The sequence below is a fragment of the Fibrobacter sp. genome (assembly GCA_012523595.1).
Classification (GTDB): Bacteria; Fibrobacterota; Chitinivibrionia; order Chitinivibrionales; family Chitinispirillaceae; genus JAAYIG01.
Genome location: JAAYIG010000168.1, coordinates 1 through 16710 on the forward strand (window position 1 = coordinate 1; position 16710 = coordinate 16710).

The following is a 16710-nucleotide window of genomic DNA, read 5'->3' on the forward strand; positions in this document are numbered from 1 at the left end:
GAGGTAACTTTGGAATTTAACGAGTTAAGTCACGGTTTCACCTCAGAGGTAACTTTGGAATTTAACAGGTTATGTCACGGTTTCACCTCGGAGGTAACTTTGGAATTTAACGAGTTAAATCACGATTTCACCTCGGAGGTAACTTTGGAATTTAACGGGTTAAATCACAGTTTCACCCCAAGGTAACTTTGGAATTTAACAGGTTAAGTCACGGTTTCACCTCAGAGGTAACTTTGGAATTTAACGGGTTAAATCACGATTTCACCTCGAAGGTAATAATGACCATGAGTTTATCATGATTCAGAAGTGCCCGGTAAATTGGCTTTGCTGATTCATCGAGGCTTTGGCTCAGAAATAAACGTTTGATGAAAAAAATGGGAAGGCCCCCCTTTGTCCCCCTTAATAAGGGGGCGCTTCCAGCGGGGGATTCTTTCACACATGGGGTGAGCGGACTTTCACCGGTTTCAACAATAAGATTTGTTCTAATTTGTATAGAAATTATCACTCAGAAAATGTATAATTCATCCACAAGACAAGAAACGCTGAGCCCATCTGCAATGATGATAAAATGGCCACACCAGGAGCTGTACCGCGGATGTTTATAGTGTCGATGAAGTATGCGGGTATCAGACAGATTGAAAGTGTTGTAGTACATTGATTGATTTTATCCCACACTTTCAGAGCATAAGAACTTCTCTCTGGACACTAACCCAGGCCTTCAAGCCCGGACTTTTATATTTCGCCAATTCATGGCTTCCCCGGAGTTTAAGCGCTTATAAAAGTAAAAAAGTAGTCCGTCCCTTTTCGAAAAAAACTCACCTGACGGCACCTGGAGGCTATAATAAAGCATGCCGTCTCGCCGTAGCGCTTCGCCCACCACAGAGGGAGGCGTTACGGGGGGTTTTGCAAACCCCCGTTAAGGTGGGGAGTGGACCAATTCACCTGTCCGCAGGTGAGCTGGGACCGGGGGAGGATATCCGATTCACAATCGGATTCCTCCCCCTTCTTAATCATTCCTGTCTTAAGAATTCCCTGTTCTTTACCTTCCGTTTGACTTCCATTATTTATCATTAATTGAATTGTGATTTCCCTTCTGAACAACTATTTTAAAGCAATGTTTCAATCTCTTCTTCAGTTCGACTGCTGGCTCTTTGTCCTGATAAACTTCCACAACAGCCCTGCTTTCGACTGGGTTTTCTGGACTATAACACAACTTGGTAACGGATGGGTCGTGGCACCGCTGCTGATCGGGATAATCTGTATAAAGACTCCTAAAAACCAGCTTAAAAAAGTGCTTATATGCGGGGTACTGAGCATGAGCGTGAGCGGGATTATAAACACCCAGATTAAGCTTCTGGTAAAGAGACCCCGTCCGGTATGCTTCTTTTATAACAATTCCTGTAACAGGCCTTCAACTGAATCTATTCCAAGTGACATTCCGCGTGATGAACTGATCGACTCATCAAAAGTTCATGTATTCGGAAAAGTCCGGCTCCGCAACTCTTTCCCGTCAGGACATACAAATACTGCTTTTTCCGCTGCCACACTGTTAATTTATCTGTACGGAGGACTCTTCTGGATCTCCCTTGTGCCGGCTTTTCTGGTTGCCTACTCGAGGGTGTACCTGGGGGTTCATTTTCCGCTCGATACCGTTGTCGGAGCAATGCTGGGAGTGGTTATTGTAATTTCAATTCTTTATGCCTGCAGGGTAAAGCGAGAATTTCCGGGAGTAAAGTATGATTAATGGTAAAAAGGTGATAGTTGTTCTCCCTGCCTACAATGCTGAAAGTACGCTTGAGGCTACCTATATGGAGATCCCGACTGATATAGTCGATGATATAATACTGGTTGATGATGCCAGCAAGGATAACACAGTCGAAATAGCACAGACTCTGGGGATAAAAAACATCATCATACACAAGAAAAACCGGGGGTACGGAGGAAACCAGAAGACCTGCTATGATAAAGCGCTCTCTCTTGGCGCCGACATAGTGATAATGCTTCATCCGGACTACCAGTACACCCCGAAGCTTATCACCGCCATAGCCAGTATTATAGGAAGCGGGTTATATCAGGTAGTTTTCGGTTCGAGAATTCTTGGCAAGGGAGCGATACGGGGAGGGATGCCCCGTTACAAATACATCGCCAACCGTCTCCTGACACTCACCCAGAATCTGCTGATGAATCAGAAGCTTTCGGAATACCACACCGGGTACAGGGCGTTTTCAAGAGAGGTTCTAAGCAGGATCAATTATCAATGCAACAGCGATGATTTTGTGTTTGACAACGAGATGATTTCCCAGATTTTCTATGCAGGATACGACATCGCAGAGGTAACTTGTCCCACAAAGTATTTCAGCGATGCCTCATCGATAAATCTCCCCAGGAGCATAAAATACGGGATGGGAGTGCTGAGAGTGACAGCCGAGTATCTGCTTCAGAAGCACAAAATTATAAATCTTCAGAGATACCGTCTTTACTCAGTGACCTGAGCCTGTTGAGGCGGATCGCGCCTGTAGTAAACGAATCCGTATTCCTCTTTTAGTTTTGTCAAGCCATACTCAGGTGCACTGTATTTTTTCTCCTGAGTGATTCTCCCCACAAAATAAACCGGTTTGTCAATATCACCTTTGAGGAGCCATTCCCGATCGTGACTTTTGGGGTTTGCACACATACTTTTCTTTCCGTAGTAAAGATCAGCGTAGCTTTTGAATAGCGATCTTACGTAGACATCGCCGGATGAGTGCTCCTTGTAAAAATCCACCGGCCCTCTCTGGGTGTACTCCTCTATTTTTGGTGTAAAGACTATCATGAAAGCCTCACAGCACAGGGCACAGGAGACAAGCAGCGAAGCAAAACCTTTCAGGAAATTCCTGCGGCTGATAAGAACAAAGGATACGATTAGTGCTGCGAAAAACAGCACACCTACAAGAAATTCAAATCCGCTCCACTGAACCGGCCTCTGAAGACAGGCAACGGCGAATCTGTCTTTGATTATTGGTGTTATTCAGTCTTTATTTATTATAAGTACAGGGAAAACCGCAATTGCGGCAGCGGTTACAGTGGAGAAAGCGATAAGAGACCTGTTAAGCCATTTTCCCCAGGGAAGAGCCCCTTTTAATACACCGTACATGGTAAGAGCGGAAAGGTAGGTTACAGGAAACCAGGCCAGTGAGGAATACAGGACAGTTTTTGTTTTTACAATAGAGAAAGTTATCAGAACCACCCAGAAAAGGATAATCATTATCCGGTTGTAGAGTCTCTGGGATAAAACCGGCTCATGCCTTTTTGTAAAGGATCTGATAGCCATGAACGAGGCCGGGAAGCATCCGAAGAGTATTACCAGGAAATGGAAATAGAATGGCCTTCCATGCCCGGCATCACCGGTACTGAAAAGCCTGATCTGGTACCGCAGGAACTCCCTGATAAACCATGTGCCGTGAAATATTGTCTCTATCCCGTAGAAAACGGCAGCCGTAAAGCACATCGTCCCCATAAACAGGATAACCTCACCGAGGGAAAACTCTTTACGGAATCTCTGAAGAGCCCAGTAGATAAATATTGTAAATGCTATCATCAGAAAGGCGACCGGTCCCTTTGACAGAACGGCAAGACCGCTCAGCACTCCAGCGGTTCCAAACATCAGGAGCCGCCGCTTAATTTCCGATGATAATAACCCGGAGGTTATAAGTGTGATTGACAGGAAAATGAAGAGATTGAAAACAGGGTCGATTATTCCTGATTTGAAAAAAAAGTGCGGGAGAAATGATCCTGCGAAGGTAGCTGCCCACAGAAATCCGAAAGTCCTGTCGTAGAGCTTTTTCCCCACGATATATGCGACCAGAAGGGTCAGTATTCCGAAGATTGCGTTTACAAAACGGGCGGCAAATTCGTTTACTCCCCACATTTTCATCGACATCACCTGAAGCCAGAAGAAAAGCGGGGGTTTTTCCCAGAAAGGCTGGTAGTCGATAGTGACCCTCATGTAGTCTCCGCTCTCTATCATCTCGCGTGATGCCTCGGCGAAATTGATCTCATCCCAGTCAAACAGATGCACCGCCCCCAGGAAGGGAAGAAAACAGATGGCACCAAGGAGGACCAAAAGAAAGCAGTTCCGGATATCTTTTTTATCCATTTTCATATCGACTCCTTTGAGTCCATGTTTTTTTGAATGTTGCAAATAAAATAGATTTCTGAGTACATTTTCACAATTATTGCCCCATAACATTCTGCCCCCCTAAATCCCTCAAAGGTGGACTTGAAGAGCGTTCGTACAAAAGCATTTCTTTTTTGTTGCCCACTATCCCCTGTCATGGTAAGAACACCCAACCATGTCATTTCGACGCATCCGCCCGGAGAAATTTTTTAATAATACATAATAGTAATGTCCGTTTAACCTCAGTGGAGCTGTGCTATTAATAGTAATCGAGAAGGAAACATCACGAGTAAGAACACCATTTACCGAGAACAATTATTGTATTAAGATATAATGCGGGGGAAGTCTCCCACCTGGCTTCAGCCCGCAGAAGACTGCGGTCTTCCGCCACCCCCTCTGTGTTGACATAGTGCAGTGCCCGACGGGAAACTATTACAAGTCAGGCAGGATTAGCTGGCTCCTTAATCTTTACTAGTGGAAGAAGAAACGATAATTGTATACCGGATTTTCACTTCGTTATTGGTGTTTGTAATCTAAATATAATAATCATCAATAAACTTCAGGATGCACTGTGCATACCATCATTTGTCGTACACTCATATTTTCGTACTTAGGCCATTTCCTCCCTCTTTCATTATTTTTTATTTTTCCCCTGAATTCCCCGGAGGAGCAAAGAGTGGTTTTCATAGTAATGGGAGTTTCCGGAAGCGGAAAGACGACTATCGGTAAAGCACTTGCCAGGGCATTGAATATTCCTTTCCACGATGCAGACAGTTATCATTCCAAAACCAATGTGGAAAAAATGAAGCGCGGGATACCGCTTACGGACAATGACCGCAGCCCCTGGCTTGAGACACTCTCATCAAATATCGAAAAATGGGAAAAAGAGGGTGGAGGGGTGCTTGCCTGTTCAGCGCTCAAAGCGGTTTACAGGAAGATTCTTGTCAGTAAAACCCAGGAACAGGTGACATTTATCTTTCTTCAGGGAACCAGGGATCGCATATCTGAGCGGATGAGAAACAGGAAAGGGCATTTCATGCCGGAAACTCTCCTTGACAGTCAGTTTTCGGTTCTCGAACCTCCCAAAGATGCGATCACTGTGTCAGTTGAGAATACTCCGGAGAAAATTCTTGAGGAGATTCTGTTAAAGCTGCACTATAAATAACAGGCTGGTTTGCTATCTTTTGTTAAGCACTCGTAATGAGAAATTTGTGGGAATAAAAACTCTTGTCTGCTTTAAATTTACCTTACACTATCTGAACAGATTGTACTTAAAAATACAGTACAGTGCCCGTAAACCATCTTTCCATCCGATCTTTTTCCCCTCCTCATAGGTACGTCCAAAATAGGTGATCCCGACCTCATAGATTCTTATACCCCTGATTCTTGAGATTTTGGCGGTAATCTCCGGTTCAAAACCGAAACGATTCTCTTTGATAGTGACCTGCTGAAGCACAGAGCGACGAAAAGCCTTGTATCCGGTTTCCATATCCGTAAGATTCAGGTTGGTAAACATGTTTGACAGTTGCGTGAGAAACCTGTTTCCTACCGAATGCCAGTAGTAAAGAACCCTGTGGGGCCCGGTAGAGACAAATCTCGATCCGTAAACAACATCAGCATGGTTTTCGATAAGAGGCTGCAGAAGATGCTGGTATTCCCGCGGATGATACTCCAGGTCGGCATCCTGGATTATCACAAAATCCCCTTTTGCCTCTTTTATTCCGGTACGGAGCGCTGCCCCCTTCCCTATGTTCACATCGTGCCTGAATATCCGTACATTTTCACATCCGAGATTCTGCACAATATCAGATGTCCCGTCACTGGAACCATCATCGACAACAATAATCTCTTTCTCGATGCCGTGCTGAAGCGGGGTCTCCTGTACCCGGGAGATTACACTGCTGATAGTGTTCTTTTCATTGTATACCGGAATTATGACACTCAATAACACTGTATCACTGGTCCTCGTTGAAGAATCAACTGCCGGGAATGCAGTTTACCGCACAGCCTGATTTTTAAATTATATCAGGCGGGGTCTGTGGAATCAACATGGAAGAATTGTGAAGGTGGTGATGAACGACAAAACGAGAACACGACAAAACGAGAACCTTCAGCGGGATTTTTTGTGCTCACAGAGTGCAGTTGAAATGAGCCCGTACATAGTCTTATCAAAACCTTACCATCCAGCTCTGTACTCAAAATAGTACAGAAAAAATCAGCAAATTCAACTATTCCTTCTTCCTGCATCCCTTTTACCTTATACTATAAAATGGAATAACAGCATCTTAATGCAATTTGACCAGTACACGGCAGGAGCTTCTTTATGAGTCAGACAGCTTGTTTTCAGAGGTTTTTTCTCTGTATCTGTTTAACATCGATCTTTCTTCCAGGAGTCTCCTCAGCCTACACTCCCCCATCATCTGTACTCTCCGCTCTGGACAAACTTCGTGGTTACAGCGAACTAACCTCTGCTGCCGGCTCAATGGATATCGATGTCTATACATATAACCTCACTACCTGGCAGATGAGTCATGGAGGGTTCAGCAAGGCTTACGCAGGAAAGTATGTAAAGCCCTATGATGGGAGCTCTGCGCTTTCGGAATGGACAGCAAACAATACTCCCCTTGGGATGTTTGACAACAATGCTACTGTCCAGGAGATGCGTCTTCTTGCGGTACGTTACAAGGCAACCACAAACTCCTCCTACAAAAGTAAATTCAAGGAATCTTTCAACAAGGCCGTGGGATTTATCCTTGCATCACAGCTTCCCAACGGCGGATGGCCTCAGGTCTTCCCGAAACGCAACAACTACTCGGATCTTGCCACTTACAATGACAATGCCATGGTGAGAGTGATGGTACTGGTAAAGGATATCATCGACAAAAAGTCTCCATTTGATACCGACCTCGTATCATCATCGGACATTTCCAAACTCCAGACAGCCCTCAATAAAGCGGTGGATTTCGCGCTGAAGGCGCAGATAGTCAACAATGGGAATCTTACTGTGTGGTGCGCCCAGCACAATCCATCCACATACGCTCCTGCAGGCGCCCGCTCCTACGAACTTCCATCCAAGTCAGGGTCGGAATCCGTACCTATAGTGTACTTTCTGATGGCATGGCCGGAGCAGACAACCGCCATTCAGAATGCTGTCAAGGGTGCAATCGCCTGGTACAAAAAAACACACACCCCGGATCTGAAGTTTTCCAATGGACAGTTTGTATCCTCCCCTGGAGCATCGCTATGGTACCGTTTCTACAATGTCGAGGATGACAGGCAGTTTTTCTGTGACCGTGACGGGGTAAAGACATACGATTTCATGTCAGTAAGTGAGGAGCGCAGGACAGGGTACCAGTGGGGAGGCGATTACGGGTCGCAGCTGTTATCGATGGAGTCGGCATATCTCAATGCCCTGGGATCATCTGTAAAATACAATCTTACGGTATCGGTTGCACAGGGACAGGGCACTATCACTCCGTCAAGCGGAAGTTTCGAAAGCGGTGCAAGTGTCACATTGACCGCAACACCTGCCGGCGGGTTTCTTTTTGACCGCTGGGGCGGAGATCTTTCCGGAAGCACAAATCCGGCAACAGTGACCATGAATGGCAATAAGAGCATTTCCGCCTATTTTGTCCAGGATACAAGGAATTACTACACCGTAACAAAGCAGGCAAATCCCGGCGGCAGTATCACCCAGAATCCTGAGGGTAATTCGCTTGCCGAAGGCACAAGTGTGACCCTGACTGCAGTTCCAAACAGCGGATGGACATTTTCAGGATGGTCTGGTGACCATAGCGGTACAGACGCCACTTACACTGTCTCTTCCCTGAACCGCAACATCTCGGTTTCCGCCTCTTTCATTCCGATCGACAGGTTTGTTTACCAGGCAGAAAATGGCGTATTGAATGAAGCGGTGTTTGAGACAAAGAATGCGGGCTTCACCGGCGATGCCTATGTAAATTTCAATCCCGCAGAAGGAGCATCTGTCCGGATTCCGGTTTATACTGATGCAGCCGGTCAGAGAGTTTGTACTGTCACGTTTTCCAATGGTTCCGGCTCAGCCAGAGCATTGTCTGCCTCTGTAAATGGTACACAGCAGATAGCATCAGTCCAGTTTGAAGCCACTGCAGACTGGACTGCATGGCAATCAAAGCAGGTAATCCTCTCTCTGCCGCAGGGGGCAAGCACAATCACTCTGGCAACAATTAACGGCCAGGACGGTCCCAATATCGATAAATTGACACTTGATCAGGGGACATCTGCAGCCGACAATCTTACAATAGATGTAAAACCGGTTTCCTTTTACATCTCCTCACAAAAGACGCTCTGTTTACAGGCAGATCCATCAAAGAAACTGAGTGTGAGCATATTTTCCCTCAGTGGCAAGAAGGTGTTTTCAAAGAGTTTTTCCGGGATATCCGGAGCAGAGAAATTAGAATTGCCGTTAAACGGGCTCAGGAGCGGGAAGTACCTGCTAAGACTCGAACAGAGCGGAACTGCAAAGAGCGGGCATATAAACCTGCTGTAAGCGCCTTGAGTAAAAATTGGCCGGAGTAATGAGCAATTGCAGAGGACAGGGATCGGGTTCAGAGACAATTAACAACAATACCCGTTCTGAGTTTGTAATGTACGACAAAGGCTGTTGTCGTTTTGTTAAGGAGAGGCAATGAGTGGTTACAGCCAAAGCTTGGATGACTCTTCTCATACTCAGCGAAGTCCATGGACATCCGTGCCCATGATTTCTTTTCAACACAATAGTCTGCTGTCAAATTTCCCCTTATATTATTGATATAAGTCAGGCCGGAAGAAAATCACATGAAGATGATTGTAAATAACGGATGCATAAACAGTCTTTAACCAGACGCATGGGGAAAGGAATAAAAGATGAAAAGATCAGAAAAAGCGTTTTTTAAGCAACACCGGGGAATAGCTTTATCGTTAATGGTGGTTTTTCTATCAGCATTTCAAGTGATGGCACAGGATGGAAATTCTTCTTTTGGCTGGGCAAATTATGACGGCCAGACAACGGAAAAAGGGCCGGTTACCGGAGGCGGAAATGCCACTCCTGTGAAAGTTACCACCTTTGCGGATTTAAAGGCTGCCGTTGAATCCTCAGAACCCAGGGTGATCCATGTCATGAATGACATGGGTAATGGATACAAAGGAACAAGTGGTGATGTCCTGAGATTCAAGTCCAACAAAACCATTATCGGTGTGAAAGCGGGTCTTACCGTAAAATGTTCATTTCAGATTTCAGGAGTTGAGAACATTATAGTCAGAAATCTGATAATCAGAGGGCCAGGAAATTCCAATTCAGAACAAAACTGGGATGCAGTATGTATACAGGGATCCAAGAGGATCTGGTTTGACCACTGCACAGTGATGGAAGGAGAGGATGGAAACTTTGACGTCGTAAAAGGCTCGGATAATGTGACCGCATCATGGTGCAAATTTACTTATGTATCAAACGGTGAACATAATCTTTCAAATCTTATCGGATCCAGTGACAACGAGTCAGTCAGTCATGGTAAACTCAACGTCACCTATGCCTATTGCTGGTGGGAAAATGTCAATTCACGCAGTCCGCGCACACGCTACGGTAAAATTCATGTGCTTAACTGCTATTACAACAATGTCGGGAGCGGTGCTTATGCGGGATATATGTCAAATGTCAGGGTGGAAGGATGTTTTTTCGAGAGCAATGTTAAAAATCCCACCGGGCTTATCAGTACAGGAGGCCAGGCGGGTGTATTTACAATAGATTGCAATGTAAACGGGACAAAGAAAGATGGTTACAATGATCCCTTTACTCCCCCCTATAAGTACAACAAATTTCCTTATTCCGAAGTAAAAAGCAAAATAACAGCAGCAAGGGGAGGGGCTGGAGCCACGCTGGATAATCCAATTTCAGAGGGAAAAACCTTCAATCTTGCTGTATCGATTGCACAGGGAGAAGGAACCGTTGCGCCTCAAAGCGGAAGCTATGGTGAAGGTGAGAGCATAACTGTGACAGCGACTCCCGCTCAGGGGTGGATTTTTGACCACTGGGATGGAGACCTTTCCGGGAGCGCCAATCCGGCAACTGTCACAATGACATCCAATAAAAACATTTCAGCTTATTTTATTCAGGATTCGAGAAACTATTTCACTATAACAAAACAGGCTTCTCCCGGCGGTTCAATCACCCAGACCCCAGCAGGTTCTTCCCTGCTTGAAGGTACGAATGTGACCCTGAAGGCAGTTCCGCTCAGCGGCTGGAAATTCAACGGGTGGACAGGAGACCATAGCGGCACAGACGCCACTTACACTATCACATCTTTGAACAGAAACATCTCAGTTTCGGCTTCTTTCATTCCACTGGATAGATTTGTTTACCAGGCAGAAAATGGCGTCCTGAATGAAGCAGTACTGGAGACAAAGAATGCCGGCTTTACAGGCACTGCTTATGTAAACTTTAATGCCGTAGCGGGTGCATCCCTTGAGATTCCAGTTTATGCTGATGCTGCCGGCGAGAAAAAAGTCACTATTACATTTGCCAATGGATCAGGTTCGGCAAGATCATTGTCGATCTCTGTTAACGGCACCCGGCAGATAGCGGATGTCAGGTTCGAAGCTACCCCGGACTGGACAACCTGGCAATCAAAGCAGGTAAGTATCAACCTCCCGCAGGGAGCAAGCACTATCACCCTGGCAACCATAAACGGTCAGGATGGTCCCAATGTTGATAAGATTACAATTGATCAGAGTGCTGCTTCTGAAGCTTTAAGAAACGAAAAAGCTCAATCGCGCTCATTCTATAACCCTGTCCGGAAAGTACTCTGTATCGAGACAAATCCATCCAGTACGCTGAAAGTGAGCATCTTCTCAATCGATGGGAAAATGGTGTTTTCAAGAGTACTCAATAGTGCAACCGGAAAGACAAATATTCATCTGAACAGATTCAATTCCGGGATTTACCTCATAAAACTTGAATCCGATGATTTTACGAGGAGCGGGTATTTTAATCTTATGTAAAAATAATCGTCTGATATTTTGCATCTGACCTTAGCCAGTCCCCGATTTCCATCCCTGGAAAAAAAACGGGGATTTGTTATTTGAAGGCGCAGAAAAACATCAACAATCAATGTACTCAAAACAGTACAGAAAATTTACCAAATCTGATTATAACCAGCCAGCATTCACCTTTTACCCTTATATTTCTATATTAATACACTGGTTGATTGTATAATCTGGATTAAAAGGCAATCACAGGCAAACAGAGGGGATATATGAGACCTGAGAGTTTAAGCGCAATCCTGCTTCTTTTAGCTGTTTACACCGGTTTTGCTCAACTCCCTGCATTTCCGGGTGCTGAGGGATTTGGGAGATATACTACCGGTGGCCGGGGCGGAGAAGTTTATCTGGTCACAAATCTTGCAGATTCCGGTCCCGGTTCTTTCCGCGACGCAGTAAGCGTGTCAAACAGGATCGTGGTCTTTACTGTTGGAGGAGTAATAAAAATCTCAGACCGGATAGTAATAAAAAAGAATATTTATGTCGCCGGGCAGACCGCTCCGGGTGGCGGAATCACAATTTACGGGAATGGCATTGCACTCAATGGTGATTCAGGTAACAACATAATCCGTTATATACGAATAAGAATGGGGAAAAACGGCGACAGCAAGAAAGATGCATTGGCCATCTCTGAGGGGCAGAATTATATGCTTGACCACGTTTCGATTTCCTGGGGAATCGACGGTACGCTTGACGTGAATGGTTCAGGCATTGATAATCTCTCCGTTCAGAACTGTATTATCGGTCAGGGAATAAACAAGGAAAACCATTCAACCGGCGGATTGATGCAGAGTGGAAAATGGTCAATTATCCGTTCCCTTTACATCGACAACAAAACCAGAAATCCCAAGGCCCGTGGAACACATGAATGCATAAACAGTGTTTTTTACAACTGGGCTTCAAATGGCTATATCATGGGAGACACAGAGGGACTTTCTGAATGCAATTTAATCGGAAACTATTTCATCTACGGGCCCTCGAGCAGTTCCAATTCCCACATTACAAACACAACTGCCGCATTCCATGTTTATGGGAAGGATAACTGGGTAGACAGCAACAAAAATGGTGTTCTGGATGGAACCCTTATGACCGATTATAAAACTGCCACTGTGGTAAGCGCCCCTTTTAATTACCCTGGAGTTGAAAATTTGCTTTCTGCAAAGGATGCAGTTGAGTATGTAATCAGAAATGCCGGTGCCTCAAAGGTGCGTGATGCAGTGGATGAGTTTCTCATCGATGAACTTGTCTCTTATGGTAAGAAGGGAAAGATTATCACAACCGAAGATGACAACGGGATCCCCAACAATGTCGGTACTGTTCCTGACGGAACACCTCCTGTTGACACCGACAAAGACGGAATGCCCGACAGTTGGGAGATATTACATGGTCTCAACCCCAACCTGGCCAGTGACAATAAGCTCACCAATCTTTCTGCTGATGGTTATACCAATATCGAGATGTATATCAATGAGCTTGCAGGTGATAATGTTGTCTATGCAAATGATAACAGAACCTATTACACTATCAGCAGACAGGCAGCTCCCGGGGGTACAATTAAACAGAGTCCTGACGGGGCAAAAATTCTGGAAGGTACAAATGTGACCCTGACTGCTGTCCCCAATGGCGGCTGGACTTTTACCGGTTGGTCGGGTGATCATACAGGTACCAATCCGACTTATACGGTTCAATCACTGAGCAGCAATTTGTCGGTTTCCGCATCATTCATGCCTGTTGACAAATTTACTTATCAGGCAGAATACGGTGTATTGAAGGATGCTGTGCTGGAAACCAAAAACGCGGGATTCACAGGTGAGGGTTATGTCAATATTTCGGCGGTTAACGGATCATGTATAGAGATTCCGGTTTATTCCGATAACGCGGGACAGAAAAATGTCATTGTCACTTTTGCCAATGGTTCAGGAGCAGCAAGGGCATTCTCGGTTTCTGTAAACGGTGTCCAGCAGATTGCATCTGTAACGTTTGAGGCTACAACGAACTGGGAAACCTGGGTACCGAAGACAATCAGTCTTACCCTGCCTCAGGGAATAAGTGTTATAACATTCGGGACAATCAATGGTAATGATGGACCCAATATTGACAAGATTACTATCGAGCAGAGTGTTTCTGCTATTGTGCGGAAGGCAAAAGGTACAGAACAGATTTCATACTATTGCCCCCGGGAAAAGGCTCTCTGCATACATACGGATGCATCTGAAGTGAAAGTGAGTATCTTTTCACTCGATGGTAAACAGGTCTTCTCAAGGAAAGTTTGTCAGGGTTTAAAAACCAGTAAAGTATCAATACCTCTTTCCGGCTTGAAAAGCACACTCTACATCATCAGATCTGAATTTGACGGAACAGTAAAAAGCGGATATATAAACCTGATGTAATTTCAAAGGGGGAACAGGGTGGCAGGAATCAGTTTCTGTTGCCCTTTTTTCTTCCGCCAGGAAAGTGATCTGTACCAGTACAGGCCCGTATAATTTATCATATCAATCATACTCACTTCCGCCACATTTACCACATATCATCAGTAATTTCAATAAGTTAGAGCATATTTCAAACCTGTTTGCCCATATTGAATGTGTACTCAAAATAGTACAGATTTTTTTCATAAATTGTAGATTGCATTACATTTCCAGGTTTTTTCCCGTATAATAATACATACAGTGTAGAAACAAAAGTTTCGTTATATATGAACGGGTGAGGAGGATAAAAACATGAAAGAGAGGACGATGCAGATAATTTTTACAGCAGGGTTGTTCCTTTTTTGCTCAACTGCAATGGGTACCTCCCCTGTTCTGCTGGATTTTGACATGACAGGCCGTCCTTTTGCTGAAGGCAATGAGCCCGGGTATACCTCCTGGGCTGTAGGTGAGACCTCCGGAAGCGTATCAAAAACAGTTGACGGGATTACATTTACCCTGTCAAGGAACGGCGGGGCTGGTACAGGAATCAAGTCCGCCTATTACAAAGCAGGGGTTCAGGCTCCCAATTATGCGCGCCTGATCGGTGATGCACTGTATGTTGTAGATGGAGATGCCGGAGCCGGTATCCGTCTTACAATCTCCGGATTATCAGCAGGTTCCCACACACTGCAGTCGTATCACAACGCAATCGATGGAAAGCAGCATGGAAATATCTCTATTTCTGTTAATGGAACCGCTGTTAAAAACAGTCAGCCTCAGACCAACAGAAAACTTGTGGTTACAGAAGCAGCATCTTCATTCATAACATTCAATGTCAATGCCGGGCAGACTGTCACAATTGACTATACTTCGTTAAAAACCGGTTCCTATAACAACGTTTTTATCAACAATTTGACCCTTGATCTTCCCGATCCGAATGCGCAGGCAACCAATGAGTCACCAGCGGATCGCGATTACCATGCAGATGCCGATGATGGAACTATTACTTTGTCCTGGAAAGCAGCTTCTAATGCAAAATCTCATGATGTTTACTTCGGCACCGACTCTGCTGCCGTTGAAAACGCTACGACCTCATCACCGGAGTACAAGGGATCACAGACAGCTACAACCTGGAAAGCGACCGGTCTCACCAACCTGAAGGTTTACTGGTGGAGAATCGATGAAAAAGATCAGAACAATTTTGTGACCAGGGGCAAGCTCTGGAGATTTTCTCCGCGTCATCTTGCTTTCCCTGGAGCCGAGGGTTATGGACGCTATGCCCGCGGAGGCCGGGGCGGTAAAGTAGTACATGTGACCAATCTCAATGATGCAGGAGCAGGTAGCTTTCGTGATGCAGTAGAGAACCAGACAGGTCCCAGGACAATAGTATTCGATGTAGGTGGAGTGATAACACTCAAATCCCGTCTGGTTCTGGGTGATCCCTGTGTAACTGTGGCGGGACAGACCGCGCCCGGTAAAGGCATCTGCATTCGCAGTGCTCCGGTTGGCTTTACAGGAGACGATCTTATAGTACGGCACATGAAGGTGAGGCTTGGATACGGCACTACCTATGACGGCATGGGGCTGACTGGCGCAAATTACAGCATTCTTGACCACTGTTCGATAAGCTGGACAATTGATGAGGCGTTCAGCTCTCGTGGAGGCAAGAACATCACACTGCAGCGTACACTTATCTCTGAGGCGCTGAATATTGCTGACCATGCAAATTATCCCGCGGGGACCGGTCACGGATACGCAGCGACCATCGGTGGTGATATCGGCAGCTTTCATCACAACCTCCTTGCCCACTGTGCCGGACGCAACTGGAGCATGGGAGGCGGGCTTGACGGCAACGGGTACTATGCCGGCCGTCTCGATATCTTCAACAACGTCGTTTACAACTGGCATACCCGTGCCACCGACGGAGGCGCTCACGAGGTTAATTTTGTCGGCAATTATTATAAAGAAGGAGCTGCGACGAGTTTACACCAGATGCTCTCTGCTGATCTGGAGGGAGCGGGACTGGGTTCACAGAGTTACTATTACTCCGGCAATATCCTTCAGGCAAAAAACGGAAGCTTTACGTGTAATGGAACCAGCAATGAATGCGGTCGCAGATATACTCTGTCAAACGGCCAGAAGCTTGACTGGACACTTTGGGTAAGTTCACCCTTTTTCCCTTCCCATGCCACGATACATCCCGCAAAAGATGCCTATAAGAGCGTTCTTTCTGATGTGGGCATGAACATGCCTGTTTTCGATGATCATGATAAGCGTATAATCAGGGAGACTCTCAACGGAACAACCACATATAAGGGAAGTAAATCCGGATTAGCGGGAATTCCGGACCGGGAAAGTGATGTCGGCGGGTACGAGAATTATCCCACCACAAGCCGTCCGGCGGGATTTGATTCTGATGGAGATGGGATGCCTGACTGGTATGAGATTGTTATTGGAACAAATCCCAATTCCGGACAGGGTAACTTTTCTGAAAGCAATGCAGACCCTGACGGAGACGGGTACACAAATCTTGAGGATTACCTGAACTGGATGGCTACTCCTCATGTGACTGCAGGTGTTGGCGAGACTGTTAAGCTGAACATGGCCGAGCTGACACGCGGCTACACTTTGACATCGCCAACCTGGAAAGCTGGAACTTCAACATCTGCCACACTTTCTGTAAAAGACTCGATACTGAGTATTACCCCCACAAAAGCCGGGGAAATCACTTACTTCACATTTACAGTGACTGACAGGGAAAATTCCTCCATGACACGCACTGTCGGCCTTTTTGTGGAAGGGGCAACCGGTACAAAACCGGTATCGGCATTGAAAAAGGTTTCCCCCGAGTGGCGGATAAGAGCCGGGGTGGTAAATTTCCGTTCCCCTGTTTCAGGCACTCTCTCTTTGTGTGATATTGCCGGGCGGGAGATTATCTCCCTTCAGGTCAAGGAAAACCAGTGGCGTTCGATTCATCTGGGATCACAGATCCGCATCGCAATATTCAAAGGAGAGGGAGTACATTCAAGCAGGTTCCTTAATCCGGTAGCAGGTAATGCTATAAAGTAAACCAGGTGGACTCATGTCACCTTT

At 45.7% G+C, this 16710-nt stretch carries 9 protein-coding genes and 1 pseudogene; 7 read left to right on the plus strand and 3 right to left on the minus strand.

The window, feature by feature from the left end:
• Nucleotides 1–1114: 1114 nt before the first annotated feature.
• Together GX089_11425 and GX089_11430 are read left to right on the plus strand one after the other, a co-directional pair.
• Nucleotides 1115–1744, plus strand: coding sequence for a phosphatase PAP2 family protein (locus GX089_11425; GenBank protein ID NLP03098.1), 630 nt, complete (start codon nt 1115–1117; stop codon nt 1742–1744).
• The gene (locus tag GX089_11430) at nt 1737–2492 is read left to right on the plus strand and encodes a glycosyltransferase family 2 protein (protein ID NLP03099.1); all 756 of its coding nucleotides are present in this window, start codon (nt 1737–1739) and stop codon (nt 2490–2492) included. Before GX089_11425 ends, GX089_11430 begins: the two co-directional genes overlap by 8 nt.
• Here GX089_11430 and GX089_11435 read toward each other — a convergent pair.
• Together GX089_11435 and GX089_11440 are read right to left on the minus strand one after the other, a co-directional pair.
• Entirely contained in the window at nt 2477–2923 is a 447-nt protein-coding gene (locus tag GX089_11435; protein NLP03100.1) for a hypothetical protein, read from the minus strand. The two genes, GX089_11430 and GX089_11435, sit on opposite strands and share 16 nt — an antisense overlap.
• Before the next feature lie 84 nt (nt 2924–3007).
• Nucleotides 3008–4141, minus strand: coding sequence for a phospholipid carrier-dependent glycosyltransferase (locus tag GX089_11440; protein ID NLP03101.1), 1134 nt, complete (start codon nt 4139–4141; stop codon nt 3008–3010).
• A 691-nt stretch (nt 4142–4832) separates the two neighbouring features.
• On the opposite strand from GX089_11440, the gene GX089_11445 reads away from it, so the two are divergent.
• The gene (locus GX089_11445) at nt 4833–5321 is read left to right on the plus strand and encodes a gluconokinase (protein NLP03102.1); all 489 of its coding nucleotides are present in this window, start codon (nt 4833–4835) and stop codon (nt 5319–5321) included.
• Nucleotides 5322–5408: 87 nt separating this feature from the next.
• Here GX089_11445 and GX089_11450 read toward each other — a convergent pair whose 3' ends face one another.
• The gene (locus tag GX089_11450; protein ID NLP03103.1) at nt 5409–6107 is read right to left on the minus strand and encodes a glycosyltransferase family 2 protein; all 699 of its coding nucleotides are present in this window, start codon (nt 6105–6107) and stop codon (nt 5409–5411) included.
• Nucleotides 6108–6479: 372 nt separating this feature from the next.
• On the opposite strand from GX089_11450, the gene pelA reads away from it, so the two are divergent.
• The 4 genes and pseudogenes from pelA to GX089_11470 all read left to right on the plus strand — a co-directional run bounded on the left by pelA (nt 6480) and on the right by GX089_11470 (nt 16686).
• Entirely contained in the window at nt 6480–8684 is a 2205-nt protein-coding gene (pelA, locus tag GX089_11455) for a pectate lyase (GenBank protein ID NLP03104.1), read from the plus strand.
• A 356-nt stretch (nt 8685–9040) separates the two neighbouring features.
• On the plus strand, nt 9041–11170 hold the full coding sequence (locus tag GX089_11460) for a T9SS type A sorting domain-containing protein (protein ID NLP03105.1): 2130 nt from the start codon (nt 9041–9043) through the stop codon (nt 11168–11170).
• Nucleotides 11171–11424: 254 nt separating this feature from the next.
• Nucleotides 11425–12684, plus strand: a pseudogene (locus GX089_11465) (pectate lyase).
• 1245 nt (nt 12685–13929) lie between these two features.
• Nucleotides 13930–16686: a hypothetical protein gene (locus tag GX089_11470; GenBank protein ID NLP03106.1), complete on the plus strand. Its 2757-nt coding sequence runs from the start codon at nt 13930–13932 to the stop codon at nt 16684–16686.
• Nucleotides 16687–16710 lie beyond the last annotated feature (24 nt).

Excerpts from the sequence above, each read along its gene's own strand:
- GX089_11440 (NLP03101.1), bottom strand. The coding sequence starts at position 4,141 with ATGAAAATGGATAAAAAAGATATCCGGAACTGCTTTCTTTTGGTCCTC.
- pelA (NLP03104.1), top strand. The coding sequence starts at position 6,480 with ATGAGTCAGACAGCTTGTTTTCAGAGGTTTTTTCTCTGTATCTGTTTA.
- GX089_11470 (NLP03106.1), top strand. The coding sequence starts at position 13,930 with ATGAAAGAGAGGACGATGCAGATAATTTTTACAGCAGGGTTGTTCCTT.
- GX089_11460 (NLP03105.1), top strand. The coding sequence starts at position 9,041 with ATGAAAAGATCAGAAAAAGCGTTTTTTAAGCAACACCGGGGAATAGCT.
- GX089_11425 (NLP03098.1), top strand. The coding sequence starts at position 1,115 with ATGTTTCAATCTCTTCTTCAGTTCGACTGCTGGCTCTTTGTCCTGATA.
- GX089_11430 (NLP03099.1), top strand. The coding sequence starts at position 1,737 with ATGATTAATGGTAAAAAGGTGATAGTTGTTCTCCCTGCCTACAATGCT.